This window comes from Pseudanabaena sp. PCC 6802 (assembly GCF_000332175.1).
Lineage (GTDB): Bacteria > Cyanobacteriota > Cyanobacteriia > Pseudanabaenales > Pseudanabaenaceae > PCC-6802.
Map to the genome: position 1 here is coordinate 790,113 of NZ_KB235910.1, position 23,301 is coordinate 813,413.

At 47.5% G+C, this 23,301-nt stretch carries 18 protein-coding genes and 2 pseudogenes; 8 read left to right on the plus strand and 12 right to left on the minus strand.

All coding sequences use genetic code 11. The features are described from left to right. Positions 1 to 28: 28 nt before the first annotated feature. The 3 genes from PSE6802_RS0103910 (at position 29) to PSE6802_RS0103920 (ending at position 3,986) form a co-directional block, all read left to right on the plus strand. On the plus strand, positions 29 to 1,309 hold the full coding sequence (locus tag PSE6802_RS0103910) for a DUF3086 domain-containing protein (protein WP_019498758.1): 1,281 nt from the start codon (positions 29 to 31) through the stop codon (positions 1,307 to 1,309). A gap of 102 nt (positions 1,310 to 1,411) precedes the next feature. After that, on the plus strand, positions 1,412 to 2,098 hold the full coding sequence (gene plsY / locus PSE6802_RS0103915; protein WP_019498759.1) for a glycerol-3-phosphate 1-O-acyltransferase PlsY: 687 nt from the start codon (positions 1,412 to 1,414) through the stop codon (positions 2,096 to 2,098). Positions 2,099 to 2,300: 202 nt separating this feature from the next. Further along, positions 2,301 to 3,986: a ShlB/FhaC/HecB family hemolysin secretion/activation protein gene (locus PSE6802_RS0103920; RefSeq protein WP_019498760.1), complete on the plus strand. Its 1,686-nt coding sequence runs from the start codon at positions 2,301 to 2,303 to the stop codon at positions 3,984 to 3,986. 49 nt (positions 3,987 to 4,035) lie between these two features. Here PSE6802_RS0103920 and PSE6802_RS0103925 read toward each other — a convergent pair whose 3' ends face one another. Next, positions 4,036 to 5,310, minus strand: coding sequence for a Y-family DNA polymerase (locus PSE6802_RS0103925; RefSeq protein ID WP_019498761.1), 1,275 nt, complete (start codon positions 5,308 to 5,310; stop codon positions 4,036 to 4,038). A gap of 427 nt (positions 5,311 to 5,737) precedes the next feature. Then, complete coding sequence (locus PSE6802_RS0103930) at positions 5,738 to 6,130, minus strand: VOC family protein (RefSeq protein WP_019498762.1); 393 nt, start codon at positions 6,128 to 6,130, stop codon at positions 5,738 to 5,740. A 295-nt stretch (positions 6,131 to 6,425) separates the two neighbouring features. Here PSE6802_RS0103930 and PSE6802_RS0103935 point away from each other — a divergent pair, with 295 nt between their 5' ends. Beyond that, positions 6,426 to 6,650, plus strand: a complete 225-nt coding sequence (locus PSE6802_RS0103935) for a hypothetical protein (RefSeq protein ID WP_019498763.1) — start codon at positions 6,426 to 6,428, stop codon at positions 6,648 to 6,650. Between the two features lie 101 nt (positions 6,651 to 6,751). Here PSE6802_RS0103935 and PSE6802_RS27635 read toward each other — a convergent pair. The 10 genes and pseudogenes from PSE6802_RS27635 to petC all read right to left on the minus strand — a co-directional run. Then, positions 6,752 to 7,117, minus strand: a pseudogene (locus tag PSE6802_RS27635) (hypothetical protein); the annotation flags it as partial. Between the two features lie 192 nt (positions 7,118 to 7,309). Continuing rightward, on the minus strand, positions 7,310 to 8,635 hold the full coding sequence (locus tag PSE6802_RS0103945; RefSeq protein ID WP_019498765.1) for a cation:proton antiporter: 1,326 nt from the start codon (positions 8,633 to 8,635) through the stop codon (positions 7,310 to 7,312). Between the two features lie 414 nt (positions 8,636 to 9,049). Continuing rightward, positions 9,050 to 10,351, minus strand: a complete 1,302-nt coding sequence (locus PSE6802_RS0103950; protein ID WP_019498766.1) for an NF041680 family putative transposase — start codon at positions 10,349 to 10,351, stop codon at positions 9,050 to 9,052. Positions 10,352 to 10,549: 198 nt separating this feature from the next. After that, positions 10,550 to 11,413, minus strand: a complete 864-nt coding sequence (locus tag PSE6802_RS0103955) for a hypothetical protein (protein ID WP_019498767.1) — start codon at positions 11,411 to 11,413, stop codon at positions 10,550 to 10,552. 30 nt (positions 11,414 to 11,443) lie between these two features. After that, positions 11,444 to 11,902 (minus strand): Npun_F0813 family protein, encoded by a 459-nt coding sequence (locus tag PSE6802_RS36085; RefSeq protein ID WP_465231542.1) that lies wholly within the window; start codon positions 11,900 to 11,902, stop codon positions 11,444 to 11,446. A 168-nt stretch (positions 11,903 to 12,070) separates the two neighbouring features. Next, positions 12,071 to 12,313 (minus strand): annotated as a pseudogene (locus PSE6802_RS35720) (Npun_F0813 family protein); the annotation flags it as partial. 191 nt (positions 12,314 to 12,504) lie between these two features. Beyond that, entirely contained in the window at positions 12,505 to 14,082 is a 1,578-nt protein-coding gene (locus tag PSE6802_RS0103965) for a zinc metalloprotease (RefSeq protein WP_019498769.1), read from the minus strand. A 3-nt stretch (positions 14,083 to 14,085) separates the two neighbouring features. Then, the gene (fbp, locus tag PSE6802_RS0103970) at positions 14,086 to 15,138 is read right to left on the minus strand and encodes a class 1 fructose-bisphosphatase (RefSeq protein WP_019498770.1); all 1,053 of its coding nucleotides are present in this window, start codon (positions 15,136 to 15,138) and stop codon (positions 14,086 to 14,088) included. A 142-nt stretch (positions 15,139 to 15,280) separates the two neighbouring features. Continuing rightward, positions 15,281 to 16,234, minus strand: coding sequence for an apocytochrome f (locus tag PSE6802_RS0103975; protein ID WP_019498771.1), 954 nt, complete (start codon positions 16,232 to 16,234; stop codon positions 15,281 to 15,283). A 206-nt stretch (positions 16,235 to 16,440) separates the two neighbouring features. Further along, positions 16,441 to 16,980, minus strand: a complete 540-nt coding sequence (gene petC / locus PSE6802_RS0103980) for a cytochrome b6-f complex iron-sulfur subunit (RefSeq protein ID WP_019498772.1) — start codon at positions 16,978 to 16,980, stop codon at positions 16,441 to 16,443. 278 nt (positions 16,981 to 17,258) lie between these two features. Here petC and PSE6802_RS27645 point away from each other — a divergent pair, with 278 nt between their 5' ends. The 4 genes from PSE6802_RS27645 (at position 17,259) to PSE6802_RS0104005 (ending at position 23,298) form a co-directional block, all read left to right on the plus strand. Beyond that, complete coding sequence (locus tag PSE6802_RS27645) at positions 17,259 to 19,082, plus strand: serine/threonine-protein kinase (protein ID WP_019498773.1); 1,824 nt, start codon at positions 17,259 to 17,261, stop codon at positions 19,080 to 19,082. A gap of 290 nt (positions 19,083 to 19,372) precedes the next feature. Beyond that, positions 19,373 to 20,239, plus strand: coding sequence for a COP23 domain-containing protein (locus tag PSE6802_RS30760; protein ID WP_019498775.1), 867 nt, complete (start codon positions 19,373 to 19,375; stop codon positions 20,237 to 20,239). Further along, complete coding sequence (locus tag PSE6802_RS27655) at positions 20,239 to 21,189, plus strand: S1 family peptidase (RefSeq protein ID WP_019498776.1); 951 nt, start codon at positions 20,239 to 20,241, stop codon at positions 21,187 to 21,189. The genes PSE6802_RS30760 and PSE6802_RS27655 overlap by 1 nt, the downstream gene beginning before the upstream one ends. Positions 21,190 to 21,435: 246 nt before the next feature. Next, on the plus strand, positions 21,436 to 23,298 hold the full coding sequence (locus PSE6802_RS0104005; RefSeq protein ID WP_019498777.1) for an iron uptake porin: 1,863 nt from the start codon (positions 21,436 to 21,438) through the stop codon (positions 23,296 to 23,298). The last annotated feature ends 3 nt before the right edge of the window (positions 23,299 to 23,301 follow it).

Below are 23,301 nucleotides of genomic sequence, written 5' to 3' on the forward strand. Positions count from 1 at the left end.
TGCCCACCGCTTAAAGCCGATCGTCGCCATGTCTCCTGAGAATCTCCCCATAGAAGAAGAAAACATGTCCGCACCTTTACCGGTGGAGGATACATCTGCAACCACTAGTCAATCTAACCAATCTAGTCAAAGCGATCGCCTGAGCCAGTTTGAACAATCGGACGAATTAGATGAATTGGGCGAATTAAGTGCGGACGAATTAAGCGCGCTGGACGATCTAAATGAGTTAATTAACAGTGCAGAGCCAATCGAAGCTCCTGACACCAGCAGTGCCGATCGCACCGACACCAGTCCTGAACTAGCGCTTGTATCAATTCCAGAATCAACGACCTTACAGCAGGAAGCAGATCGCCTGAAGGCAGAAATCGAGCTACTCAAGACAACAAAGCAGGAGATTTTAGAGGCTCAGGTGCAGGAGTTACAGGCTGCAATAGTACGGGCAACCCAGGATAGTTTGGGCGATTTAGAAAAGCGCCAGCAGGAGTTGCAGGCAAGCATTGCCCTCCTGCAAAGGAAGCAAGAGCGACTGCAAAATGAGATGAAAACAACCTATGCGGGCGCATCTCAGGACATTGCCGTGCGCGTGCAGGGCTTTAAAGACTACCTGGTCGGTAGCTTACAGGATCTAGTGGCAAGCGCAGAAAAACTAGAGTTAGTTCCACCCAAAGCAGAGCCTCTAGCCGAACCAGTGGTAACAGCGAAACCACAGGTAGAAGAGTCGCCAATGCTGGCAGAACAAGCGTTTGAATCACAAAAACAAAGGATCGAACAGCTACTAGAGCGCTATCGTACCTTACCCGATTACTATGGCCCCCCTTGGAAACTGCGGCGCACGTTCGAGCAGGTTCATGCCGATCGCGTTGCCAACTGGTTCCTAGCCCAAGCTGGTAGAGGTGCGATTCGCAGTATGGGCACCCGGCTGCAAAATATTCTAGTTGCCGCTGCTGTCGTATCAGTTCTGCGGGCTTTGTACGCTGACAAAGTGCGCATTCTGGTTTTAGCCACTTCCCCGGAACGTCTGGGAGAATGGCGGCGCGGCTTTCAAGATTGCCTGGGCATCGGTCGCGATAACTTCGGCCCTGAAAAAGGAGTTGTTTTATTTGAAGACCCCGATCCGCTATCGCTTAAAGGCGATCGCCTCGTCAGCGAAGGCTTAACCCCGCTCGTAATTATTGATGAAGCCGAGGAATACATCTCCGTCGATCTCCTGCGGTTCCCACTCATACTTGCCTACGGGCGCGATCCGCAAGCCAAACCCAGTTATGCGTCTAGGGATAAAGATAGAGATAGAGACTTTCGCGATTTCTAAGCCCCACCTCGTAAGGGTTTAGCATTTGTGACGAATGCTAGTGTTTGATGCGAAGATTAGTAGACAAATGTCCCACCCCAACCCCTAACACCCATAAACCAAATGCTAGAACTTGCCTTACTCCCCATCGCATACCTGCTCGGATCGATTCCCACTGGTTATATTGCTGGGCGTTTGGCAGGCATGGATATTCGCGAACATGGCTCCGGCTCGACGGGTGCCACTAATGTGTGGCGCTGCGTGGGCAAGGAAGCAGGCATTGCTGTATTTGCGATCGATTTACTCAAGGGTATACTGGCAGTTTGGTTAATGCAACGTGCGGAAGCGATTAGCGCCTGGCTGCGAGGGATTTTAGGAGACGGTCTGCCGTTTACTAGTGCTGGCACAGCATGGGGACAGGAATGGTTTGTCGTAGCAGCAGCCTTGCTGGTTTTATTCGGACATAGCCGCTCCTGCTGGATTGGGTTTAAAGGTGGCAAATCGGTGGCAACGGGCTTGGGAGTTATCCTGGGCATAAATTGGATTGCCGCTCTCGGAGCTTTTGGTTTGTGGCTGGCAACAATGGCAATTTGGCGTACCGTATCGATTAGTTCGATTATTGCGGCGATCGCTTCGCCCATATTAATGTTTGTGACGCGATCGCCACTTGCTTACGTCTTAATTACAGTGGTAGGCGGGCTGTTTGTGATCTGGAGGCACCGTTCTAATATCGAACGGATTCTACAAGGCAGAGAACCGCGCTTTGGTTCTCCCCAAATAGAGCAGAATTCACAGGAACCCACGAGTTAACTAACGCGAATATGCCTAAACTTCCCGTATCGCGCGATCTAATATAGCCGTAAACAGATCGGTTAGTGCGGGGGTGTGTGGGGGCTGCGCCCCCACGCAGGGGTTCCACCCCTGCACCCCATCCTAAACCTGTTGGCTATAGCTATAATTTTTGACCTAGGTTTCTGCAAACAGAGTGCGAGTTCAACATAAACTTTTGGTAATGGCAATCGGCCTATCCTGGCTGAGTTTTTCGCCCCTGTTATGGGCGCAGACCCCTAATTCACCCAATACACTCGATCCAACTGAGCGTAGTCGTCCCAAGTTGCCTGCTCTCCCAAGCGACCTGCCAACCCCTCAACCCCAACCCCTAACTCCCAATCCCCAACCCCCAATCCCCAACCCCCAATCCCCAACCCCCACTACCAGAATCCTGGTCAAGCAAGTTCGAGTTTTGGGCAGTACGGTTTTTGATGTTGCAGAACTAGACAAGATCGTTGAGCCTTTTATTGGCAAGGAATCTACATTTGAGGATTTGCTAGCTATTCGGACAGCGATTACGCAACTTTATATCAATCGCGGTTACGCGACATCAGGTGCGTTTCTACCCCCTCAAGATGTTTCCGATGGCGTTGTCACAGTGCAGGTAATTGAAGGCGAGCTAGAGCGTCTCGACCTCAAGGGATTAGCTCGCCTCAAACCGGAATACGTCCGCGATCGCATCGGCATAGCAACTCAAGCTCCGATTAGTATCCTGCGCTTAGAAGCGGCATTGCAGTTGTTACAGTCCGACCCACTGTTTGCATCCGTGCAGGCAGAGCTAAAGGCAGGTACCGCTCCCGGTCGCAGCGTTCTGGAGGTGACACTAAAAGAAGCTCCAACGGTCAAAGGCGATCTAATCGTAGAAAATCGGGATTCACCCAGTGTAGGGGCGATTCGTTATAGTGCGAGTTTGAATCATATTAATCTCTTGGGGTTTGGCGATCGCCTCAATGCTGAAGTAGGATTTACTTCTGGCATTAGCAGTTACAGGATTGGCTACGATTTTCCCATCAATGCCTATGATGGTAGCCTGAGCATTAATTATAGCCGCGACAATAGCAGAATTATAGAGCAGCCGTTCTCTGCTTTGGATATCAACGGTATTTCTCACACTCTTTCTTTGGGATGGCGGCAACCGCTCATACGTACTCCCGATCGGGAATTTGCTTTGGGATTGAGCCTGGACTTGCGCGAAAGTCAAACTTACTTGTTAGGAAATATGCCATTTTCGTTTTCCCCTGGTCCTGAAGATGGCAAATCGAGAGTAACTGCCATTCGCTTTAGTCAAGATTGGGTCAATCGCAGTCCCACGCAGGTCTTAGCAGCGCGATCGCAGTTTAGCCTGGGTATCGGTGCCTTTAATGCTACCATCAACGATTCTGGTACAGATGGTAGATTTCTCAGTTGGTTGGGACAATTTCAATACGTGCAATCCCTCGGGCAGGATGCCATTCTAATTGGGCGCATTGCGGCGCAACTCAGTAATGGTTCGCTACTTCCCATTGAACAATTCAGCATTGGTGGTTTAGATACGGTGCGCGGCTATCGCCAGAATCGGATTGTGGGAGATAATGGCATAGTTGGTTCCATTGAGGCACGGTTACCGATTGTGAGAGAACCTGAAGGCATTGGCCTAATCCAAATCGCACCATTTTTTGATATTGGCACAATTTGGAATCATGCGGGTGTTGCCTCAAATCCCAGTACACTTGCCAGCATAGGTGTGGGATTGCGATGGCAAATCGGTTCTGTGGCAACTATCCGACTTGACTATGGCTTGCCGCTGAATCGCAATAATCAACCTGGCAACTCCATAGAGGATAATGGTTTCACCTTTTCAGTGCGCATCCAAGCTATGTCCTACTGAGCAACGTGTCAGGATGCTACGCAGGAATGGGTCGGATCGTTAATGGCTACTAGGCTTTAACAACTGGTAGTTCTTCCCAGCAAGTTGTGTATCTGGGGGATCTATACTGCGATCGCAACCTCCATAACTGCTTAATCCCCTCAGCCGCAAACTTAATCGCATCTTGACCTAGCTTGTGATTAATTTCATCCACTGTTTGCATTAACTTTCGCGCGCGTTCGCGATCGCGTTCGTCAAATAGATCGATCTGCGATCGCTCCGCAGGCACTAACTCAGACATGAGAACGCCAACTTTTTTGTAGCGATATCCTGACTGATAGATATCTTCTAGAGCTTGAGTGGCGTACTGAATTAACTCCGGCGTGTAATTAGAGGCAACTGGGAGGGTAATAGTTGTAGATTTACTATACTGCTGGGTTTGATGGCTAAAACGATTAGTTGTGAGATAGACGCTAAGCAGATTGGCCGCCAGGTTTTCTCTTCTGAGTTTCCGCGCTGCTTTAGCAATATACGTGGCGGTGGCTTCTTTCAGTTCCTCTAGCGACTCCACAGGATGGCTAAATGATTGCGACACTGTAATCCCATGCCGTGCCACGGGCATAATCGCCAGGGGCAAGCAGGAGATACCCCGAAGCTCCAACACCACGCGCACGCCAACTATGCCGATCGCTTGCCGGATGATTTCTTCATCGGCATCGCGTAGCTGTAGTGCGGTGTTAATGCCATGCGATCGCAAGTGCGTGGCTAGTTTTTTGCCAATCCCCCATACATCTTCTACATTTAGCGTGGCGAGTACTGCTTCCTGGGCTTCCTCAGTTAATAACTCTGCCACTCCTCGTGCAGATTGCTTGGCGACGTGACTTGCCACTTTTGCCAGGGTTTTGGTCGTCCCGATGCCAATCGATACGGGAATTCCAGTCCACTGACGCACTTTGGCGCGCATAAACTGGTTATATCGCAGCAGAAACTCGGGTGCCAAACTGGAAAACCCTGATAGATTTAGGAACGCTTCATCTACAGAGTAAATCTCAACCTCAGGGACAAAATAGCTGAGAGAATTCATCACTCGCCGTGACATATCACCATAGAGCGCGTAATTGGAGGAATATACCTGCACGTTATGCTTTGCAATCAGATCTTTGGCTTGGAAAACTGGGATGCCCATTTTGATACCCAATTCTTTAGCTTCAGGCGATCGCGATACCACACAGCCATCATTATTAGATAGGACGATCGTAGGCTTGTTTTCTAAACTCGGATTGAAAACCCGTTCGCAGGAAACGTAAAAATTATTGCAATCTACTAGCGCAAATAGTCCAGACATAGTTGTTCTGCAATTTCCTTGGTTGTGTTCGGTAGGGAACTAATACCCAATCCTGTTTAGCTACCCCCTTTTATAGCCATAGACAGATCTGTTAGGACAGGGGGGTGTGGGGGCTGTGCCCCCACGCAGGGGTTCCACCCCTGCACCCCGTCCTAAGCCTGTTGGCTATAGCTATACTTGAAGTCCAAGCAGGTAGACTTCGCTCGTGTAGCCGCGACTTTCAGTCGCCAGGCAATATTAGGGATAACAGTAGTCCTAAAGAAGTAAGGATATTTAGATGTTGGGGGGAGCTTCCCCCAAGTAGGGGCATAGCCCCTACAACCACACTTTCATCATTACTTCTATACCGCTACTGGGATAATTAACGCGGATTTGGGATAAAACGAACCAGCCAGGGGGACTCTCTTCCCCCTGCTGTCATGAAGCCTTAACTGTTTGAATAGGAAATGAGGTTGATTACGGCTCCTTGGGGATCTTGGATGACAGAGAACCGCCCCGTGTCGGGAATATCGGTGGGCGGCACCAGTACCTTCGCCCCAAGTTGCTCGGCTAGCTGTGTCGAGGCATCTACATCTGCGACCGTAACGTAACTATTCCAGCATGGGTAGGGGGCGCTAGTTTGAGGCGGCATGGGCATAATGCCACCTACACTGCGATCGCCGACTTTAACCACCGTATAGGTCATGTTCATCTGAGGTAAGGGCTGATCCTCCATCTGCCAGCCAAACAATTGACCGTAAAACTGCTTGGCCGCAGCCACATCGGTGGTCATGAGTTCGCACCAACTGAAAGCGCCGTGCTGTTTCATTAAATCGCTCATAAAAAGTCTCCTGAATAATGTACAATTATCAAATCATGTTTTTTGCTTTTAGGCAACCTTTGCGATCGCAAATTTCAAACAATTTTTTCGAGTAAGCATTTTGACTTATAGCACTTTTCAATTGAGAACGGGTTTTATCGATCAGGGTGAAGGGGTTCCACCCCTTCTTGGGGGCGTTGCCCCCAAACCCCCTACTTGTTCCGATCTGAAAACCGCTATAAATCCTTGACTTGAAGAAACGTTTTGATTATAGTACAATAATCTATAAAAGCAAAGCAACCACATAAAAAAGTCAATGGCAACCAACCCCAAAGTAAAGGCCGATCTGAAGTTCACGCAGATCGATCCGCGTACCTGGTCAACCGTAGGTACGCAGGGCAACGTATATACGCTCAGCTTGTTATCTAGCTCTCTACACTGCAACTGCCCTGCCGGTCGGCATCGCAAAAACTGCTACCATGCCGATCGCCTGGCACAGCTTTTCAAGGCAGAGCTAAATGACTGTCTTGCTTCTTTTTAAGGCAATACCCGTTCGGTTAATCCCCACTCCCAACTCTGGGGGATAAAATTTCTCAAAACCCACAAGATCGGAGGGATTTTAAAAGGCGATCGCAGTTTGAATCTGAACTCATCAACTTCAACCCCGACTAACACATAACGGAATGGAGGTGCAAACCGTAGCGACTGATAGAGCAAGATACCTAACTCTGTCATTAAGTAGGCACTTTCAGGACTGTCTATTCCCACTTCGCTAAGATTATTGGGCGAAACCCGACACCACCAGTTTTTTTCTATGTCTTGGAAGATGTCCGTGCAACATTGGCAATGGCGACCATTTGACAGTAACCATGATATTCCCTCAAAATGTTCAGCGAACTTATGGGCGTTGCCCTCATCAGAACCACATTCTGCTGACAAACCAAATATCCATTTACGCTGTGATGCTGGCAGCAAGTAGCCTTGTCCATCTAGGTATCCCGTAGGCATTTGCTCAATGTTTATGTAAGCACGAGAATCAATAAGGTGGCTCTTATTGACAAAAGCGAAATTCTCAACAATACGAGCTTATTGAGCCTGGTGACTAACGGAAAATCGTTGTTTCAAGGCTAGGTTGAATATATTTCAGGCGCTGCATATAATGGTCGCTTTTTTCTTGCGCTTAGGATTCTAACTCTTGATTTAGGATGCTTGCTGTTCGGCAAGTTCTAGTTCCTGTTGTGATGCTATCTGTTTGCCAAACGCATCGGCAATTAGAGGGCTAGCTAGGCAAGTGACAATGATATAGACGATAATGGCATTAAAAATTCCATCGTTAATTAATCCCACGTTTTTGCCATACAGGGCGATTACCAATACCAAAGCTGCTCTGGACATCGTGAGGCTAAACATCACCATCACTTCCGCAAATGTGTAGCTAAACGCTTTGCCAGCGATCGCAGCGGCCAGGAACTTCGCGCCTACAGCACCAGCAATTACTGCCAGGGCAATGCCGAGGTTTTCAGGATTGGTGAAGAAAATTTTAGGATTGCACAGTACTCCAACTGCAATCATAAATGCGGGGATAAACAGGTTATTGCCCACAAATTCAATCTGTTTCATTAAGGGACTAGTGAAGGGAATCGAACGATTTAAAGCCAGTCCCGCAATAAATGCACCGACGATTGAATCGATATTCAGCAAAAGAGTGCCAGCGGCAACAATAAACAAGCAGGAAAGCACGTAAATAAACTGCCCGCCCAAAGCATAGTCCTCCTTGGCTCCCAGCATAAATCTGGAAACTTTAGGTAATCCCCAAAAACATAAAAATACTAGCATTGGGAATAGAACCAGTAGGTTAATCCATAATTGGGTTCCCACATTCCCACTTTTAACTGCTTGCACTATTGATAAGCCCACTAACGTGAGAATCGAAGTTACAACTGTGCCCCCAACGGCAACCCCAACTGCTTCTTTTTGAACGATGCCATAACGCGACATAATTGGATATGACATGAGGGTATGGGGAGAATATAAAATACCTAGCAACACGGCGGCTAACCCGCCTGCTGTCAGCCATTGCCCTGAGATTAACCCAGTTGTAAAAGGAACGCCAAAGGTAAGCAGCCCAAATACGAGCGATCGCACGCCCAAGCGTTGTAGGTTCTGCAAGTTCATCTGCAAACCTGCCAGCAGCATTATATAGAGCAGCCCTATCCTTTCTAAACCCTGGAGTAACGACTGCTGGTTCAGCACCTTTAACAGCGCCGATCTTTCCGATGCGAGTATTTCACCTTTGTCAACCAGGGCAGATACTATAGTAGATGTGCCAGCCACGTCTCGATCCAATATTCCTAAGACGTTTTTGCCCAGGATGGTACCCAGGATAATTAGTACGACGAGGGGCGGTATTTTGAGGAAATTAGCGATAGGTGGCGCGATCGCAATAATCAATAGGATAACGCAAAAAATATAGACGGGGTCGTTAAGGGGCAGGGTGCCGATGGGAATAGCAGCTAGAGGGGGCATTTGTCAGTCTTTTACTCCAAGATAATTTCACAGAATTTTTAGGTTCAAGGCATAATTACCCTTACTGAGGATGCAGGGCGATCGAAATCGCTGTTAGCCTCAATCTTATAGTGCATTTTTAAGCTTTCTGATGATCTAAGTCACAGTTTTAATAACTCGCACTACGCGGGAATTAAACCCCTAACCCCTAACCCCTCCCCCTCAGGGAATTTGCGATCGCATTTCCTCATCCTTTACGACATGTATAGCCAGCCGTAGACAGATCTGTTAGGACAGGTGGTGTGGGGGCGCAGCCCCCACGCAGGGGGGGAACCCCTGCACCCAGTTCTAACTGGAGTTTAGACTAAAAGGCAACAAGAAGCATCTCGCTAGATAGAAACTAGCGAGAGAGAGGATAAAAGGGAAGAAGTTGAGCTAAGCAGTTGCAGCGGAAGCTTTTTTGAGGGGCTTGGCATAGCGTTTTTTGACAGTAGGATAACGAATCCGTTGGGTTCGTTTTTTCCCAAGAGGCCAACCTGGAGACTTACCGCGAGGTTTAGGGTCAGGGGAAGGAGAGCCAATCCTGACCAAAACTAAAGCAAAAGCATTTGCAACTCGACCAGGAGACAATTTAGTCATCGGTTTCTGCCAAGGCAGAGGAGAGTCTTGGACAAGTTCACGAGCGAGCCACAATTGCCAAGTAAGTAAAGGCATCAAGTCCGACCAAGTCTCCATCTGAGCAGGGGTAGAAAGCTGAGGGATTGTCCAATGGAGACGTTGACGCACCAAGCGATACCAATGCTCAATGGCAAATCTGCGCAGATATTTTTGCCATACCTCACTCAAGATTGGCTCGTCTTTAGCGACCCAAATCAACCACAGGGGTTTCGATTCAGGCATATCAAGACGTTCGACCAGAATGAGTGTAAAGGGATGGTCTGCGGCTTGCTTTAAGTGCAGGTTTGGCCATCGACGAATTTGCAATCGTCCCAGTTTAGGCTCTGCAATTGTGATGTCTGCTTGGGGAATAGACCAAGTGTCAGAGTCTTTGAGGCTAAATTTCTCTCCATGCTTATGGGGTCGCCCATGCCCCTCGTAATCCTTTGGGGCATGATACAGAACCCGGTTGGGGCGTAGCCTGAGCAGCTTGATACACGGGATGTCTGCTGTTTGCTGCAAAAATGGTGCGCACCCATACTCGCCATCCCCCAGGAAAAGCACAGTCCCAGGAATTTCCGCACAAACCAAGCGTAACTGACTAGCGGCTTTCTGAATCGGGTTCTCGAAACTGGTGATCCGCTCATGCCGCAACGGTAAGGCAAAACTCCCTTCTGACTCTGGAATCCAGGCAATTGTGCTGTATCCTTGCCCCACCGTAACAGGTTTGCTTCCTACTCCCGGTTGAGGTTGATGTTCGTAGGTGCGTTCTTGTAATGTCACCGCATAGGGACGCGACCAGGCTGTATGGTCGCCCGCCAATATCGTCACCTCTGCTGCCGGCATTTGCTGTATGTATTGCTTCATCAAGTCTTCACGTGGAGGATGACTATCTTGCAGTGCTTCATAGATACTCGACCACTCCCTCCGAAATAATGGGCTTAACGAAAGTTCCACAAACGATGAAACACTCCGACTCGTCAGTACCGCATCCATCAAGTCGAACAGCGCATCTCTCCCGTTCCCTATAATTTCGTACGTGTACTTGCGAAATTGCTCAAGTTTATCCAAACTAATCATGATGAAGCTGTTGATTTTATAGTCTTTTCAGCTTCCATCATCAAGCGGTCAGTCTGCAATGGCTGGCTGCTTTTTACCACTTTTTAGTCTAAACTCCAGTTCTAAGCCTATTGGCTATAGCTATAACATCAACCCAAAGCGATCGAGAGCAGGGGTATCCCCCCTGCACCCCACCCCAAGCCTATAGCTATATCAAAACTATTTTCGGCGAGCAGACGCAGCACGTAAAGATATGTCCAACTCCACTGCTGCCGCCATCCCAAAGAATAAAAAGGCGAAAATCCAGAACAGTTCGATCAACTCGCCACTTTGATAGGGTTTAGCCTCGCTAGCAATGTTATTCAGATAATTAAAACCTAAATCTGCAATATACATCGATCCTCCCCCCATGCCTAAGAGTTGCCAAGAGCTGGCATATTTACCGCCTCTAAATGCCTGGAATAAAATTGCAGCTACAACCAGCAAAAGGATATCCCCCAAAGCATAGACGATATACAAGTAAGTACCCAAATTTAATTCTACGGGTTGCCCATCTTTACCAGCTATAAATGTAACGAATCCTGCTACAGCTATACCAACAATCGCTACCACAGCCACAATTAACCATTGCCATAAACGCAAATTTATCCGCCTGCCAATTAACGACATCAACATCCCTAAGGACAGAAAAATGTAGGTTACTACGAAGAATGCATCAGCAAGTGAGGGAAAGGGATTCTGCTTTGCAATCAGTTCTATATAGGCAAAAATCAGGTTGCCTATACCCCAGGAAATTACGCCAACGCCAATGCCCAGCCATACTATGCGATTGCCAATAATCTTAGAGCTGCGAAAGTTACGCAAGCACAGAAATCCGGTAAGAGCGATCGGGATTGTCTGGAATACATAAATACCAATTCGATACCAATATGGGCGTACCAGTTCCTCTCCAGACTGTTCTGTGGGCAAGCCAAGGAACAGATAATATAAAATTGCTAGAATTGCCCAAGTGATACTTCCTAAAATTACATATTGGGTTGGTGGGAAGATAGATTTATAGTCTGAAGGGCTCGCTTTAGTCATATTCAGCTATGCAGTTTCCTGTAATGGGTTTTACTTATACCAAATCTGGCCATTAGGCATTTTTGTCAGCCAGGTTTGAAATATCTTTCTTGTATCCGGTGACATATCGGCAATAGTATTTTTAGACGCTTCTAAAAATGCCGTGCCGCCAAAGTGAGATTGGGCAATCTTATATAGATTGTTGAGAAAAAACAGGAGATGGTTATCGTTCCAAGTTGGAGTTGGACTATCCATCAGATCTTGAGTAGCCAGTAACCGCTCCAATGACTCTATAGTGTCAATTTGAGGAAACTTTTCTTTTTTGAGCGGTTTCATAATATCTAACTTGAATAAGTTGCCCTGATTTCTGCCGAAAAGGTCATTAATTTCAAGATATATAGCTCTTAATATCATTAAGCAAGCTTTAGTAACAATATGCTCGACAATTACCCCTTTTTGAGTTGCCTTACTTGCATCTATCTCTGGTAATTTAGGGATAATTGGTTCCATGCTTCTGCGAACTGGCTCAGGGCTTACTTGCTTTGGAGCCAATGGTTCTGGGGATACTTGCTTTGGGGCTAGTGGTTCTGGGGATACTTGCCTTGGGGCTAGTGGTTCTGGGGATACTTGCCTTGGGGATGATGGTTCTGGGGGCTTAGTAGCGATTATCTCTTTGCCGAGCGAAAATTTACCCCATACGCTATAACGTTTAATTTCTGGTTCTTCTAACAGAACGCATACCTTACCTTTGTTATCCACTAGATCTCGCCAATAGGTTAAAGCCTCTTCCCGGTTTTCACCAAACATAGTCAACAGTCCAAATGTCTGGCGTTGATAAACGAGAACGGGAAGTTGCAGACCCTCTTTTTGTGGATGAGGAACGTTAACGATCTCTACGTCCTGGCGGTTCAATATGAACATTGTTTCTTTTGATGGACTAGAACATGATGTTACCCCAGCCAACCACAATAAACGCAAAACTAAAAGTTTTGTAAAATTACGGCTAATATCCGTTTAATTTGAGAGCGCTCTGATTTTTGTGTAAATTGAGTCCTGAAGTACGTATTTACGCTGTTTCAGAGGCTCGATACACAAAATTTCGATCGGACCGTTTAATTTATACCCAAGAGTGGTAGGCAGAACTTGGGGACGGGGGAAATAACTAACAACATTAATGCCAGAGATAGAAATCCTATGGCATCATGCCAGTTATTCAACTCGGTTGCTTCGTCTAAGACAGGTGGCCTGTAACTATCGACTAGGAATAATACCAGCACAAACGCGCACAACCAAGAGCGGGCAACCAGAGATAGGGTTAAGAGCAACAACCGCGATATTTTGCCAATAGTTGCTACCCTACTTATGCCAAACATCGCGTGGATCAGATGACCTCCTTCGAGCGTGCCTAGCGGTATCAAACCGATCGCCGAGATCGCAAGACCCAAGCAACCAGCTAAAGCTAATGGGTGCAGGTCAACAGCACCCGTACTAAACTTCCCCCATGCGATCGCTTGTGCCACAGTTGCCATCAAGATCGAACTTTTGAGATTAAAAGGTACCAGGTAAGCGGTTAAAAAATTGGATGGAGTTGCTGGCTGTACTGCGGAGTCAGATTGTAAGATACCCAAAACAAACAAGAATAGTGATAGCAAAAAGCCTGCCACACTTGGCACGATCGCTAGATCGAATAGGGCGCGTCTGTGGGGAACAACGCTACGCAGCCAGGTTAAACTACCTAAGCAGCCAAAGCTGCCAACAAATGGAATGAAATGGGTGGGTGATATCTGCAATTGATACTGCTTTGCCACGCGATCGCGCGCGAGTTCGCGACAGCCAAAAATAGCAACAGCACCTAATAAGTACGCGATGCCATCCTGCGTTAGTGCCATTGCATCAGCAAATATTTTCGCGAAGTCAAATGGTTCGGTGGCGACTGAAATTGTTAAATGCGTCCCGGTCCACAGCAATGTCAGGAGCGTAACCAACAGCAAAACTACGGATAAAGCGGATGATGACCCAGACCGCCCGCTCGCTCGATCTAGACTGGCACTAGGAATGAGTGCAAAGTAGTAGCGATCTTTGCTGCTATTGCTATCTGTGTCGGTCTCAGGATCTGAATCTGAGGAGTGAGTGTCGCGTTCTTGAAGTAATACCAAAAAGCGATCGCCAAACTTTTGCTGGATGTTATGGCAGATGGATTTATAGGCAATGGCGGTGGCAACTTCTCCGGATTTAAGTTTAGGTTTATAGCGCAGTTGTCCCTGACAGATTATTGCCTGACTGTAGTACTTAATTGACTGCAAATAGAATACAGATAGAGGGAAGCAGTCTTTGAGCCTTGCTTCCTCACCTTTAGTTAGTTGTGTAGATGGAGAGGGCAGACTGGGTTTAATGCTAATATCCGTGGCGATCGCCGCAGCCAGAACTTCTTCATACGCTACATCTAGAGTTGACATTTCCGATCGCGCTAACCGGAAGTACATCCAGGTACAAATTAGGTATATAGAGATAAATAGAAATTGTGGCAGAGGTCGCTGACCCAGAATCTCCCATCCTACGAGCAAAATGGGTGCAAACAGCAAAATAACCCATAGGGGTACGGGCGACTTGACCCCACGCCGAATACTGAGATAGGCAGCAAAAATCCCCAGCCCCAACAGAGTTAGTAAATTACCTACGCCAATTAACATGGGCTAGCCCACCGCTGCGATCGCATCTTTTTGACCAGTTAAGAACGATTCCACCAATGTAACATCATCAGGACTGCCAATAATCAGGGGCGTACGAGCATGTAGCTTCTGCGGCACCACATCGAGAATGTCTTCTTTCCCAGTAATTGCCCGCCCGCCTGCTTGTGTCACCAGGTATGCCAATGGAGCCGACTCATATAGCAGGCGCAGTTTTCCATCAGGGCGATCGATCGTGCCGGGATACAAAAACACGCCGCCCTGAAACAAGATGCGATGAATATCAGCTACTAGGGCACCGGAATAACGCCCGGAATAGCCAGGCTGGCGATGAATGTAGCGAATATAATCTCTCATGGACTCTTCCCACTGACAAAAATTACCCTCATTGATGCTGTAGGTAGACCCGTGCGCTGGAATGCGAAGGTTTTCCTGAGACAGAATAAACTCGCCGAGGCTAGGGTCTAAAGTAAAAGCATGTACGCCTTTGCCAACGGAATAAGCAAGCATTGTACTGGAACCATACAGTATGTAGCCTGCCGCAATCTGTTTGTGACCGTTTTGGAGCAAGTCTTTTGCGTCGCCCTCATCGAATCCTTCTTGCTGGCGGACTGAGAAAATCGATCCTACGGCTAGATTAGAATCGATGTTGCTAGAACCATCAATTGGATCGAACAGGAGAGTATAGCGTCCAATGGGGCAATTCTCGGGGATATAGTACGGTTTTTCCATCTCCTCTGATGCTAACCGACAAACCAGGCCACTTTGCTCAAAGGCACGAATAAACACGCGGTTAGCATATTGATCCATCTTCTTCACTGCTTCGCCCTGCACGTTGACTTCACCCGTCACGCCCAAAGCATCTTCCACTAAACCGGCACGGCTCAGGTGCCGAGAAATCATTTTGCCCGCTAAACCTATACGACCCATCAGCGCGCTCAAGTCGTAGGCATCGGGGGAGTAGGAACCAAGATGCGAGAGTACGTGTCGTGAGAGCGTAGTAAAGTCACGACTTAGAGCGGTTTCTTGCGCGGCATTGAGTTGGATATGTTCTGTCATAGCAGTATTGGTTCCTCAAATCTTGCGATGCCTGATAACTCCAGTTTACCCGCAAACTCAAGAAGAGGTCTGCCTTAAGCAAACAAACAAAAAGCAGGCATAGCGCCTGCTTTATACCAAAAAACCTGAAAAATATAGAAAATTAGAACTTCATTTCTACTGCTTGTACTTTTTCTACCTGCTTCTTCTTCAGAACCAGCATGATTTGAGAAAGGATTACAGAAGCAAAGAAGGCAAGCAACCATTGTATGCGCCTGGGATCTTGCAAGACAATCTCGCCATCTTCTTGTCCGAATCCTCCCACGTTGGGGTTCATGGTTAGAGCCTCACCAGCCTTAACTTCCTGTCCTTCAGTTACAATTATCTCTGGGCCAGCTGGAATATTTTCCGTGGCAACTTTCCCATCATCGGACTTAATCGTGACGGTGTAGCCGCCATAGATGCCCTCGTCTTCATTTACAGGAATTTCGGCAATCTGACTGATTCTGCCAGCAATTGGTGCCGCAAATTGGTTATTGTTGCTCTTTTGCCCTGTGGGGTAAACCTGGCCGCGACCGCGATTACCACCAGCATATACGGGATATTTGAGGAAATGTACGTTCTTGTCGGTCGCTGGATCGGGCGACAGGACTGGGAAGACAATCTCAGAATATTCGTCGCCGGATATAGGCCCAACAATGACAATATTTTCCTGTTCGTCACTGTAGGGTTGGTAGAAAAGATCTTGAGTCTTTTCCTTAAGCTCTTCGGGAATGCGATCTTCAGGAGCGATTTTAAAGCCTTCCGGTAGCATGAGAACGGCACCAATATTCAGCCCTGCCTTAGTACCATCTGCGGTTACCTGCTGTTTACTGTGGTCGTAGGGAATCTTAACTACGGCCTCAAATACGGTGTTAGGTTCTACCGCCTGCGGTATTTCCAATTCAATTGGTTTCTGTGCCAGGTGACAGTTGGCGCAGACAACTCTACCCGTAGCTTCTCGGGGATTTTTATATGCTTCTTGGGCAAAATAAGGGTAAGCCTGTGCTGGGGATGCAAACAGTCCATTTAGCAGGAGGACTAGAGCTGCTAGCCCAGCTAATAAAGTTTTCTTCATTTACTTTTAATGGTATTGCGAGATATAAGAAGTGCAAAGAGATATTGAATCTATTAGTCGTCCACTCGTCATTTATTTGTCATATGCGCGCTGCGACTAACAGCTATAACGTTTTAATTAACGTTGCAAGAATGGGGCGATTGGCTTTGTCAGGCAAGCTAACGCAACTGCAAAACATACACGAAATATGCGGTGTCGATCGCAGCTTAAGCCCACCAGGGATCTTCACCAGTGCGGAAATCAGTTTCAGTCCAGGGCGTGAACTGTACCTTATCATCCTCAACCTGAGCGTGTACTAGAGCCAAAGATAAAGGTGCGGGGCCGCGTACTACTTTACCTTCATTGTTGTATTGAGAACCATGACAAGGACACATAAACTTGTTTTCCGCCACATTCCAGGGCACAACGCAACCTAAGTGCGTGCAAACTGCATTAATGCCAAAGGAAGCAATTTCTTTGTTATCAGTGACGACAATGTAAGTGGGATCGCCCTTCAAGCCCTGAGCCAGGGTGCGATCGCCAGGTTGATGCTCTGCTAAAAATCGGGAAGCAACCACATCATTACCCAGGGCATCTTTGGCAGTAACACCGCCACCACTGCCACCACTAGAGGGTGGGACAAAGTATTGCACTACAGGATAAAGTGCGCCTAATACCGTGACACCGACTGCGCCGCCTGTTAAAAGGTTCATGAATTGGCGACGACCCATGCTGGGCACATCACCAGATACGGAAGCTTGACTCATACTCGTACGTTATATCCTCGCTCTATAGTGTAATGATCTCTGGAAGCTAGCCATTTGCGACGCGCTCGCGATCAATATTACAATTTGTATACTGAATCTTAACTATCATATCGAGAATCAAGTCAGTTCTTCGTAGTTAATTTGCAACGAAATGTTAACAAACCAGATCGCCGCAAGCACGTGCGTGCAATCTAGTGCGATATACAGTTAAGTGAATTGGCAAACAAGCAGAATTAGACTGGACTTTAGGAATATATTCACATTGTTATATCGTTGCTATGGCCCTGAGTTATGAAAAGAAACCATCCAGGTATCGGATCTTGGGTCTGGTGGGAAGAGGACAGTTTGGTCGAGTCTTTTGCGCGCGCAATCGCAAAACTGGGCAGATAGTTGCACTAAAGGAACTGGAGCAGCAAAAGTTTCCTACGAGCAAATTTCTACGGGAACTACGTTTTTTGCTGAGTTTAGAACATGAAAATATTGTTTCGTGCATGGCGCTAGAGCATAAGTCGCACAAGCGCTATTTGGTAATGGACTACTGCGAGGCCGGAACGTTACGCGATTTAATGAATCGGCAGGGTTACTTAGCACCCCGAGAGATCGTGCCATTAGTCCTGGATATTCTGTCTGGACTAGAACACGCTCACAACTCTAATATTATCCACTGCGATCTTAAGCCTGAGAATGTATTGCTCAAGCTCACACCGTCTGGAATACAGGCAAAGCTGTCAGACTTTGGCATTGCACGCCTGACCCAGGAAATAACCACCATGGACTCCAACAATACCGGATCGCCAGGATACATGGCTCCGGAAAGATTTTACGGTCAGTTTTCGATCGCATCCGACCTTTATGCAGTTGGCATTATCCTTTACGAACTTTTGCTGATGGCGCGTCCGTTTTCTGGCAAGCCCAACGATCTCAGAGCAGCACATATCAACCAACGCCCCCGCATGCCTGAAGGTATGCCCGAAGCACTCAAAGCAATTTTGACCAGATCGCTAGAAAAGCTCCCATCCAAAAGATTTGCAAGCGCAACCCAGATGCGACAGGAGTTGGTTGCAGCTTGCAATTCCTTAGATATCGATCGGCTCGATCTATCTGCCTCGATCGATCCAGAGGAGCTACATCCGCCTATTTCTGAGATCGAGCTATCCAAAGCTGGTGAGTGCGTCAAGGAATATCTGTTACCTGGGCGGGTAGGATCTTTAGCAACAAATGAATATCATCTCTTCAGTTCCAGTAATCGGCAAGTAAAGCGGCAATTGATATCTTCCTTGGGACAAACTGAAGTAATTGCCGAGTTTGAGTCGGAAGTTCTAGAGGTAGTCAGTACTGCTACACTCCTATTTGTCGTAACAGAGCGAGGCATATACGCTTTAAGCGCTGACGGAGCTATTGCTAAAAGCGATGATGCTAAAGGGAATCCCATCTCAGGATCGATCGGATCTCGATTTCAGTGGGCAATTTCACCGCAAGGTAACTGGATGGCAACAGCATTTCAAGATAGTTTGGAACTGAGAAATTTAGTTCACCCTAAAGTCACTAAATTAGAGTTTGGAGATCGGGCGATCTCGGCGATCGCTCCACTAGATCGACATCATCTAGTTGCGATCGTTTCCCAAACAGATAGCAAAGAAAGCCAGATCGTGTTGATTTCGCGGCGCGGTAACGTGATGTGGCAGGTAACATTACCTTCAACCGTGTCGCGAGCAGTTTTGAGCAAAGTTGCAAATCGCCTGCTGCTAATCGACGGACTGTCCTCAGAACGTCTGATGTTAGTGGATTTAAAACCCTATCGCATCCACCGGATCGAACTTGCCGAGCAACCTGGTGCGATCGCAGCTACATTATGGGGTTACGTAATTGCCTCTACAGGCACTAATTCAACCTCCGCCCAAACTCCATCCAGTACGGTTAACTTGTTTGACTTTGAAGGTATGTGTGTAGGTAAGCTGATCGTGGATGGACAAGTTACGGCGATCGCGCCTCTGAATATCAATACTCTGGCGATCGCGATCGAACGCATTGACAAGCATGAGAGCGAGCATAAGCTCTATGTAGTAGATTTGAGCAAACTAGACCTAGATTTAATTTTTTAGCTTGCATTATAGCGGTTTTCACTTGAGAACAGGTTTTATTTTTGGGGTGAAGGGGTAGAACCCCTTCTTGGGGGCAACGCCCCCAAACCCCCTACTCTTTCCGATCTGAAAAGCGCTATATCTAAATGGTGGCATCGAAAGTCAGGTTATACCCAGACAGTATGGAGTTTTGTAAAGCGCACTACAATTTTGTCTAAATTTTATTTACTGGTGCCCCCAACTCAATAATGCTTTTGCGATGATAGGGATAACAGTATTTAGGCATTAATTCGCAGATAATCAAGCCTCCTATGACCATCAAACTAGTTGCTAAGGCTTCACTTGCCACGATCGCCTTACTTAGCTCTCAGTCTTTAATGCAAGGGCTGACAATCGAAGCAGGCTGGGCAAAGCCCTCTGATGCAACTCCTCCAGTAAAGCCTTCCAATGTAACTCCTCCAGTAAAACCTTCCAATGCAACTCCTCTGGTAAAGCCTTCTGATGTAACTCCTCCAGTAAAGCCCTCTGATGTAACTCCTCCAGTAAAGCCCTCTGATGTAACTCCTCCAGTAAAGCCCTCTGATGCAACTCCTCTGGTAAAGCCCTCTGGTGCTACTCCTCCAGTACTCACAACTTTTCATTGCGTGCAAATGGGGGATGCATCATATGCTACAGTGGCGCGGCGCGGCGATCGCCAAACCCCTCCGATGATTTTGTGGAGGAGTACTTTGGGCGAGTACGGGCAATATACTCCCCAGCGTCGCTGCCAGATCGTGAGCGATAAGTTTACTCGTGCCGTTGCCCTCAATGGTGGCAAGCTAGGTGGCATGTCATTGACCTATGGCATCAATAATCGCCAGCGCGTGATTTGCCATGTCAATCATTTCAGAGAAAGCTGTAACTCCGAAAATCAATTATTTACGCTGCGTCCATCTGATTACGGCAGAGAACGTCAAATCCTGGAGCAGTTAGTCAACTTTAGTGCAAAAGGTTCGGGCACTCCCGTGCAGCAAAGTGGTGAAATATTCTACGCCGATTTAGGGGATGCCATCGAGCGCTTTTTCTCCACCAAGGACGCTCAAACTCCAACTTCTACCCCTTCAACCCAACCACTATCTACACCCAAACCACTGGTTCCCTTTAAAAATCCAACTACAAGTAAGGATAATTCGATCTAGTGTGGCTTCAAATTCTTTTTAGGGCAGCAACTGCGACTGTTCCCTTTCTCGCATTTCTTGCTTGCAGTACTTCTGTCCAAGCACAGAAGCTATCTGACACGGAAGTCAATAATGTCGCTCAGCACGTCACTGTGATTATTGCCGAGGGACTGCAAGAGGGAGATGTGGAAGCCCAAAATGAGTTTAATCCAGGCTCGGGTTTTATTGTCGCTAAATTAGGAAACACCTATTTTGCCGCGACTAATCTCCACGTTGCCCTGAGACCAGATGCGATCTATGGCATTCGCACCTATGATGGGAAAGTGCATTTTTCCACCAACGGCAAGGCTAGTAGTAACTTATCCAAAAAAGGCATTACTAGTTTCCCCATAATCTACTTTGGAGAAGCCGGTGAAGATGGCAAGATTAAAGGATTCGATCTGGCAGTTGTGGGATTTCAAAGCGATCGCGACTATCCGGTAGCAAAGGTTAATTTAGTCGATTTCAATAAAAACGATCGTACCTTTGTTTTTGGTTGGCCGGATCCCGGCGATCGCACCCCCCGACGGACATGTCGATTTTCTCCAGGCAATCTGCAAGAGATTTTAAATCCACCCAATCCCAACGGTGGCTATGGGCTGCTATATAGCTCTGAAACCTATATAGGAATGAGCGGTGGCCCTGTATTTAACGATCGAGGCGAGATTATTGGAATTCACGGACGCGGTAAGGAGCCTACAGTTCCATTCAATCAGGGAATTAAAGCTCGCGATCTAAAATCTGAAGCCGAGAAATATAAACTCCAGGTTTTTCAATCGTCGATCGACCCTAGTTCTCTCGCAGCGATCGCTCCACCTCCGGCAGCATGTCTTATTCCCAATATTTATCAGGACTTTACTAGAGATTTTAAGTCTGCTGCCTTGGGAGATAAGCCTTCAGGAGGTGATGGCAACATATTGATTCCCGATTAACTCCAGTCATAGTCATGGCGGTTTTCAGATCGAAGGAAGAGGACGGCGACTGTAGCCCCAGTAGGGGTTCCACCCTTTCACCCCATCAACAAACCCTTTCTCAGTCGGAAAGCACTATAAAATGCCTTTAGATGCTTAACAAAGCTTAATTAAAATTAATCAGCCTGATTCCATCGTTTATCTTTGGAGTTGTTGCGGTTGCGATGTGCATAGGGATACAATTATGCCGTGTGTGAGGATGCAACCATGAACAAGGCACAATTAGTCATATCAGGTTTTCTGTGGCTTGCAGTATGTACACCTGCGGCTTGTTGGGCTGAAGGGGTCGAGCTAGATGTGCAGCCAGACTTGCAGTTAGACTCTCAGATCGTACGGACTACTCCAGGCGATCGCTCCGAGCCTACAACAAATCAAATCGAGCAAAATACTCCACCTAATACTGCGTCGAATATCCCGCCAAATACGGCAAATCAACCCGCACTCAGTCAAAATTTAGCTGCTCCGTCAAGCTTAGTTCAAGAGATTCAACAGGTAAATCGAGGCATTGAATCGACTCAGGCACAAGTAACTTCTGTCTCTCAACTTTCAGATGTCAAGCCGACGGATTGGGCATTTACGGCTCTGCAATCTCTGGTAGAACGGTACGGCTGTATAGCAGGTTATCCCGATCGCACCTATCGCGGTCAGCGTGCCATGACTCGTTATGAGTTTGCTGCCGGATTAAATGCTTGCCTGGATAAGATTAACGAAATTATTACAGCAGGGCTGGCAGATAAAGTCAGTAAAGAAGATCTCGCAGCACTACGAAAGCTACAAGAGGAATTTGCGGCGGAGCTAGCAGCCCTGAAAGGCAGAGTGGATGCGCTGGAGTCTAAGACAGCGGAAATAGAGTCGCAGCAATTCTCCACTACCGTCAAGTTGGGTGGCGAAGTGATTTTTGGACTTGCTGGTGCGACGGGTGCCAGTCCTGGCTTTAGCAACCCTAATATAGTCTTTACCAGCTTGGCGCGTCTCGGTCTAACGGCTTCATTTACGGGTGACGATCGCCTGCGTGTAGGTCTGCAAGCAGCGAATTTCGGCAGTAAGGGCAATCCCAGAGATCAATCGGGGCTTGGCTTTGCCAGCGGGCAAGCACTGGGTACCTATATGGCGCTGCTGTCCTATCAATCGACTACTAATAACAATTTTGAGTTGGAAATGCTGGAATATCGCTTTCCAGCATTTGGCGATCGCGTCGTATTTACGTTTAGACCAGTTGGCTTTAGCCTCAGCACCGTCCTGACAGCCAATTCGCCCTACTTTGACAATGGTAGAGGTTCGATATCGCGCTTTGGCGAAGCGAGTCCGCTATTTAAGATCGGCAACTTGCAAGCAGGTGCGGGGTTTGACTGGCTGCTGGGCGATCGCGTCAGGCTGCAAGTAGCATACGGTACGGCAAACTCTGGAAATTCAACTGCGATCGATCCAGTTACAAACAGAACTATTTCAGGCGGAATTACGGGTTCGGATAGCAGTGCCTTGGGCGTACAATTCTTACTCAAGCCTGCTGATAACGTTTGGACTGGCATTGCCTATATCAATGGCTACTCTGCCAATGGCAGGCTGAATACTGCTACAGGCAGCGTGGCAGCAGATACTAGTGGGGTACGCGGCAGTGCAACCAATCCAAATGGTCTGGATTTTACCAATGCGATTAATCAGCCTTCCACCATTAACGCGATTAGTGGCACCTTAAACTGGGCCATCTCTCCCACCGTGCGGCTAGGAGCATGGGGGGGATGGACTTTTACCAACTCACAAACATCCAGCGCCTATGCCAATACCACCACGTGGTTGCTATCTCTAGGTTTCTCCGATCCCTTTGGGCGAGAAGGCGATCTTTTAGCTTTTCTATTCGGTCAGCCACCCAAACTGACGCAGGGTAGAAGCCCCACCGGACTGAATATTGCTGACACTGCAACAGGGCTGCATTATGAGGTCTTCTATCGCTATCAGGTTAATAAAAATATTTCGATTACGCCTGGCTTCTTCTTTGTAACCAATCCAGATCATGCTGCTGGAGCCAACACCATTTTGGTGGGCACGATTCGTACAGTTTTTCGCTTCTAAGGA